The organism is Gluconacetobacter entanii (genome assembly GCF_013155425.1).
Lineage (GTDB): Bacteria > Pseudomonadota > Alphaproteobacteria > Acetobacterales > Acetobacteraceae > Novacetimonas > Novacetimonas entanii.
In genome coordinates this window covers 74,416-80,932 of record NZ_JABJWD010000054.1, presented here as the reverse complement: position 1 = coordinate 80,932, position 6,517 = coordinate 74,416, and the positions used below count along the sequence as shown (strand labels likewise).

The window sequence follows — 6,517 nt, the reverse complement described above, 5'->3', positions numbered from 1 at the left end:
TTGAGGAAGGCTGTCCCGAATATGACATGAAGAAGATGCTGGACAGTTCGATCAAGGTCCGCGTCTCAAAGGCCGGCCGCCGGTACCTGAGGCCATCGTGTGGAAAGTACGCTAAACAACGTTTAGCATGAACAGTAGAAGAACGTCTGGGTAGCGTGATCTTGTCTGAGGGCAAGTCGCTGTTTCTTTGTTGAACAACGGCAAGCAGCACGGAAGTTAGCGGATGAAATATCCGCTAACGCGCCAATATGGCTGTTCACGAGAAAGTACGACGGTTTCAACCGCGTTGGGTTTGTTAGCGAAACGCGTCTGGAACTGAATGATCTGATAGTCACCCGCCGGCGTGCCCGGCAGCGTTTTTGTCTGCATCACGCTTTGGAAGGTGCGTGATGACGGGCGTCCCAACGGTTGTCGTACAGACTGGATCGTAGTGGCCCACTGCGCCGAGGTGATCTTTGCCTTGAACAGTGTGCCTGCGGCTTGCCAGCTTGCATCCCACTGCCCTTCATCAAGCAATTCGACCCATTTGCGGGCATCCGCCGATGCCTTTGTTTCGGCAGGACGGGCAATGCTTGTCGAAATATTCTGGGCGGAAACCCGGGCGTCGTCCTGCCCGCTGATGGTCAAAAGCGCTGCGGCCGCAATGATAAGAGACATGATAAGCATTCCTCCGGTAAGCCACGCCAGGCGATGCCCCGATGATCGCGGCAATTCTGGCTCTTTGGCCCTATCCACCGAAGAAGCTGCTTCGACACCCCCAATTTCCTTGGGGCCGACAAAATTGGGGGTGCCCCCATCCATCTCGGCGAGACGTCGGGCAGCTTCACGGCTGCTCGAAACGCCCAGCTTGCGCCGTGCATCGCGTAGGCGGTCATTTATTGTGTGCACCGACAGACCAAGCGTATTGGCAATGGATTTTGCGTCATGGCCGACCAGAAGCAGACGCAGCGCTTCTTTCTCTCGCGCGCTGAGAACCACTTGATCGTCTGTTGTCATGATACAGCCGATGGTGTCGGCCGCGCGACGCCAAGTCGCTTCATCTCGCGATAGACGGTCGATCGCCCGATCCCGAGCTGACGCGCCGCTTCAGCCGGCGACACGCTCGCCGCGATAAGTTTCAGCGCCGCGCTTACCTTGTCGCTGTCGAGCGGCTGCCGCCCCGGCAACCTGCCCTTTGCCCTCGCCGCCGCAATCCCGTCGCGTGTACGTTCTGAGATCAGTCGCCGCTCAAAATGCGCAATGGCGCCGAAGACGTGGAAGATCAGCTCTCCGGCTGCGGAGGAAGTGTCGATTTTCTCCTCCAGGCTGAGCAACGCTATTCCGCGTGAGCGGAGCATGGTCACCGTTGTCAGCAACTCTCCCAGTGAACGACCGAGGCGGTCGAGCCGCACAACCGCAAGCGTATCGCCCTTGCGTGCGTATTCCAGCAGCTCGTCCAGTCCTGGTCGCTCCATGCTCTTGCCCGACATCACATCGGTGAACACACGGATCGTACCGGCTTCTTCCAATCGCATACGCTGCCCGGCCACATCCTGATCACCGGTACTGACACGCGCGTATCCCAGAATGCCGCCCATGGCGCCGTCTCCCAAACGACCGTTCTGTGGACACTGAGTGAATGACCATTCCGGATCGACAATATCCGTCCACATAATGCGTCTCTTTACTCTCCGCTGTCCATAGCCGAGACTGACCTTTTGTGGACGGAATGACAGCGTGACCAGGCTCAAACATCACCTGCTGACAGCCCAGGAACGGGATCAGATGCTCGCCATCCCGACAGACCGGGACAGTCTGGTCCGCCTTTACACTTTCGAGCCATCGGATCTGGATATCATCGGTTCCCGGCGCAGGCGACGCACCCAGATGGGCGTTGCCGTGCAACTGGCGTTACTCAGGCACCCGGGAACAACACTGGCTCAGTTTGTGCAGGACGTCGGATCGACGCCATCCGCGTTGGTCGCCTTCGTGGCAGACCAACTTGAGCTTTCCGGCAGCGACCTCGCCGATTACGCCGCGCGGGAGCAGACGATGACCGATCATGCCCGCGATCTGATGACGATCCTTGGCCTGCGCGCGCCCCAGAGAGTCGATATCCCGTTCATGATCGAGGCTGCGGCAAACGCAGCCTGGGCCACGGACAGCGGCATCGTAATCGTCCGGGCCGTGATGGACGCGCTACGCCATGCCAAAATCGCACTCCCTTCGATTTCAACCATCGAACGCGCCAGCATTGCGGGACGGGCGCGGGCCCGACGGAAGACCGCGCAGGCGTTAACGCAGGGCCTCACAGGCGATCAGGTCACGGCGCTGGATCGGCTTTTCGCCACAACGCCTGAAGGGAGCATCAGCCAACTTGCCTCGCTCAAGACCATACCGGTTGCCGTCAAGCCGGATCACATCAAGCGCATTCTGGAATTGTTGAAACAGGTTCGACAGATCGGGATTGATCCCGTCGTCGCCAAGCGCATTCACATCGACCGCTTTCACCAATACGTCCGGGAAGGCCGGATATCTCCGGCCTCGATGATCGAGCGCTACACGCCATCACGCCGTTACGCCACGCTCGTCGCTTTCCTGATCGATGCCGAGGAACGTCTGACGGACAGCGCCCTGGACATGGCTGACAAGCTGGTCGGCAGCATCTTTACCCGGGCACGGAACACAAAGGCCCGCAGCTTTTCGGCAACATCGAAGAACGTCGCACGCCTGATGCGCCTGTTTCAGGCGACCATCGATGCCTTGGCCGAGGCGGCCAGCGACGGCAGAGATCCTATGGAAACTCTGGATGCCACGGTCGGATGGGCGACCCTGTTGAAAGCAAGGTCAGAGGTTGGGGCGATCGCCAGGACTGCCGACCTCGATCCTCTGACAGCCGCTGCGGAGCGTTATATTACCCTTCGAAAATTCGCGCCCGATCTGCTGGAAACGCTGGAATTCCAGGCAGGAAGAGGAGGCGCCAAGACCCTGGCTGCGATCACGTTGTTGCGGAATCTCAACAGAGCAGGCAAACGCGATTTACCTGGCGACGCACCGATGCCGTTTCGCAAGGAATGGCAGAAGATCGTTATCGATCAGGATGACAAGCCCAACCGGCGTCTGTGGGAAATCGCGACGCTCGCGCATTTGCGCAACAAGCTGCGTTCCGGCGATGTGTGGATCGAGCGGTCGGCCAATTATCGTCGCTTCGACAGCTACATGCTCAGTAGGGAGCAGGCAAAACCGTTCATTGCCGAACTTGACCTGCCCCTGTCGGCAAATGAATGGCTGGATCAGCGCGCTCGCGAATTGGATAAACGCCTGAAGAAGTTCGCGCAAAGCCTGAAACGCGACGCCTTGCAGGGGGTGCGCTTTCGTGACGGGCACCTCCAGATATCGCCGATACGCGCGACAACGCCGCCGCAAGCGGAAAACCTGGCGCAACAGCTCAACGCCCTGATGCCGCCAATCCGCATCACGGAGCTGCTGCACGAGGTGGCGCAGGCTACCGGTTTCCTCAGCGCCTTTACCAATCTGCGCACGGGCGAAGCCTGTCCCAACGAGAATGCGTTACTCGCGGCCATTCTGGCGGACGCTACCAATCTGGGGCTATCACGCATGGCTGCCGCGAGTCACGGCGTTACCCGTGATCAGCTCTTCTGGACCCACGACGCTTATGTCCGCGACGAAAATTATCGCAAGGCGCTGGCCGTCCTCATCAACTCTCATCATCGTCTGCCATTTTCCCGGAGCTGGGGGGACGGTTCGAGTTCGAGCTCTGATGGGCAGTTCTTTCGCGGCGCCAAGCGCGGTGCCTCGGGCGGAGACGTCAATGCCCGGTACGGCGTTGACCATGGGTTCAGCTTTTACACGCATGTGTCTGATCAGCGTGCCCCATACCATGTGAAGGTCATCTCGGCTGCGACACACGAAGCGCCATACGTGCTCGACGGCCTGACCAGTCATGGAACCGGGCTTAAAATCTCCGAGCATTATACCGACACGGGTGGTGCCACCGACCATGTCTTCGCGCTCTGCGCCCTGTTGGGTTTTCGCTTTTGCCCGCGCCTGCGCGACTTTCCGGATAGACGCCTGGCGTCCATCGCACCGGCCAGTTCCTATCCCTCCATCAGCCCGCTGCTTGGCAAAACCATCCGCACCGACATCATTCGGGAACAATGGGAGGACGTGCTGCGGCTTGTCGGATCAATCAAGGCCGGGCATGTCGCGCCCTCCAGGATGTTGCGCAAGCTTGCTGCCTATGAGCGCCAGAATCGGCTCGACGTCGCACTCCAGGAAATCGGCAAGATCGAGCGCACTCTGTTCATGCTCGACTGGCTCGAAACCCCTGATCTGCGGCAGAGATGTCAGGCAGGGCTCAACAACAGCGAGCAGCGGCATGTGCTGACCCAGGCAATCCATACCTTCCGCCAGGGACGGATCATCGACCGCAGCCATGAAGCCCAGCAATACCGGGCGTCGGGCCTCAATCTCGTCATCGCGGCGATCGTCTACTGGAATACAGTCTATCTGCAAACCGCCGTCACACATCTGCGCTCAACATCGGCGGCCGTCCCTGAGGACCTGCTGGCGCATACTTCCCCGGTGGGATGGGAGCACATCGCCTTTTCCGGAGACTTTCTCTGGGACAAAGCCGCAGCTTCTGCGGGCCGCAAGACGCTCAATCTGTCGAAACAGGCTCGTGCCGCCTGATCGTTCCTTTATTGTTCATGCCAAACGTTGTTTAGCGTACCATCCACACGATGGCCTCTACCTGATCATTCCTTTCCGGTGGGGAACACCCGGGTCCGTGATGGGCAACAACATGCCCAAGTCGGTCCATGGCTGGTGGAAGGGAAAGCGGGAGCGGTCGCATATCACCCTGCATACCAGCCGTCCGTCGGGCACCGGCATATACGACATGCGGACCCGGCGGCGAGTGACGGTCGATGCCTGGAAATATAAATGGGGTGACCGGCTGACCGGAGACACCCTTGATCAACTCGGCCACGGCGGGACGAAGCTGGGTGCGCGCATGGCGGGCATGGTGAATTTCCGAAAGCCCGGCGGTAACGGGGGCGGCGCGCATTCGAAATACCTGACGTTCCGCGTCATGTCGGAGGGCTCAACCGGCTGGATCCGGCCCGCGCAGCCCGGAAAGTGGCCTGCCAGAACGGTCTCCGAACAGATGGAGCCTGCGATGGAGGAGATTCTGTCGAAGGCGCTGGAAACCGACATCACCAGCCTGGTCGGCGGCGAAGCATCCTGACATGGTGCCCGCTTGGTATTGAGACGGGAAGATTGCATGCATGCATGCAATCCAACCAGCAAGACGACAGCGAGGACTGATTGACTGTTGGCCGCCATGTCGTGACGGCATCATGCGGGCATGAGCATTGTCGCATCTCCCCTGGCCTGTGGTTCTGCCGTGCGCCTGATTGTTTCGCCTCCTATAGGGGCACGGTACTGGCGGTTGCTGCGTGGCACGGTTGCCCCGACCGGCCCTGACGATCAGGCCGCCACGGTGCTGGCGTCGTGCAGCACAGTGACGGACCGGCTGGACTGGCAGGGGCTGACTGACGGGACGCCCTACAGCTACGCCGTCTATTATTGGGACGGGTCAGAGTGGAGCGCGCCGGATACGGCCCAGGCAACGCCTGCGCAGGCCATGGATTTCGATGCAGTCGAGCCCGTTTCCGTTCTGCTGGAGCGATTCCGCAAAGGGGTAGCGGCAGAACTGGCGGCGGCCCGGATGCAGGTTCCCTCCGGGGAAATCAAGGTCGTGTCGTCTCCGCTGATGTCAGACGGCCGCGCCACGTGGCCGATGGTGGTCGTCCACCTCAACAGCAGCACGCCGTTTGCCCAGTTCGTGGGTGACGAGGTGCGCCCTCCGACCGACAACGGCGACGGGACTGTGTCGGTCTGGAAGGGCGAGATCTACGATTACAACGTCACGGTCTCCGGATGGTCTCCCAACGAGGTCGAGAGGCTGTCATTGCGCAAGATGATCTGGCGCATCTTCGAGGCCAATCGCCTGCTGCTCGCTGATCTGGGGTTCATGAACGCCACGCTGTCGCAGCGGGATTCCGAGGACCTTGAGCAGAAGAACTGCCCCCTGTTCATTTCGGAAGGGGTCATCTCCTTCCAGATGATGCACTGGACAGCCGAGATCGTGCCGAAACTCCAGTCAATTACCGTGAAATATGCCTGACCGGGAAACACACGATGACCGATGAGTCCACCCAATCCGCCACTGCCGCATCGAGTGCAACGGCGAATGCCAAACCGGCAGCATCCTCTGCTTCCGGCACGGGGGGCGCAGCCGCCCAATCTACTGCGGTCCCTGCGGCGCGCGCGGGCGCATCCCCGGCGCAGCCCCGCATGTCGGCCGCCATGTACTGCGCGCGGCTTGCACGAACGCGCGGGCAGGAGATCGCGGGGCTTTTCCGCTCCTATTGCGCGAAAAACAACCTGCATTTTGCAACGGTGGCGGATTTTGACGCGCGTGTCGCGGACGTCCTGAAGACGGAGGCCTGAT

General features: G+C 60.4%; 6 protein-coding genes. 4 read left to right on the top strand and 2 right to left on the bottom strand.

All coding sequences use genetic code 11. The features are described 5' to 3' along the window. Positions 1 to 216: 216 nt before the first annotated feature. Both HNH97_RS10095 and HNH97_RS10090 read right to left on the bottom strand, forming a co-directional pair. Positions 217 to 996 (bottom strand): helix-turn-helix domain-containing protein, encoded by a 780-nt coding sequence (locus HNH97_RS10095; RefSeq protein ID WP_081105755.1) that lies wholly within the window; start codon positions 994 to 996, stop codon positions 217 to 219. Further along, entirely contained in the window at positions 993 to 1,652 is a 660-nt protein-coding gene (locus HNH97_RS10090; RefSeq protein WP_231100957.1) for a recombinase family protein, read from the bottom strand. Before HNH97_RS10090 ends, HNH97_RS10095 begins: the two co-directional genes overlap by 4 nt. 64 nt (positions 1,653 to 1,716) lie before the next feature. Here HNH97_RS10090 and HNH97_RS10085 point away from each other — a divergent pair, with 64 nt between their 5' ends. The 4 genes from HNH97_RS10085 (at position 1,717) to HNH97_RS10070 (ending at position 6,516) form a co-directional block, all read left to right on the top strand. Then, positions 1,717 to 4,692: a Tn3 family transposase gene (locus HNH97_RS10085; protein ID WP_171790193.1), complete on the top strand. Its 2,976-nt coding sequence runs from the start codon at positions 1,717 to 1,719 to the stop codon at positions 4,690 to 4,692. A gap of 97 nt (positions 4,693 to 4,789) precedes the next feature. After that, the gene (locus HNH97_RS10080) at positions 4,790 to 5,248 is read left to right on the top strand and encodes a hypothetical protein (protein ID WP_171790784.1); all 459 of its coding nucleotides are present in this window, start codon (positions 4,790 to 4,792) and stop codon (positions 5,246 to 5,248) included. A gap of 120 nt (positions 5,249 to 5,368) precedes the next feature. After that, a complete protein-coding gene (locus HNH97_RS10075) occupies positions 5,369 to 6,190 on the top strand; it encodes a hypothetical protein (RefSeq protein WP_048859014.1) in 822 nt (273 codons plus the stop codon). A 14-nt stretch (positions 6,191 to 6,204) separates the two neighbouring features. Next, complete coding sequence (locus tag HNH97_RS10070) at positions 6,205 to 6,516, top strand: hypothetical protein (protein ID WP_064478782.1); 312 nt, start codon at positions 6,205 to 6,207, stop codon at positions 6,514 to 6,516. Position 6,517: the final 1 nt, after the last annotated feature.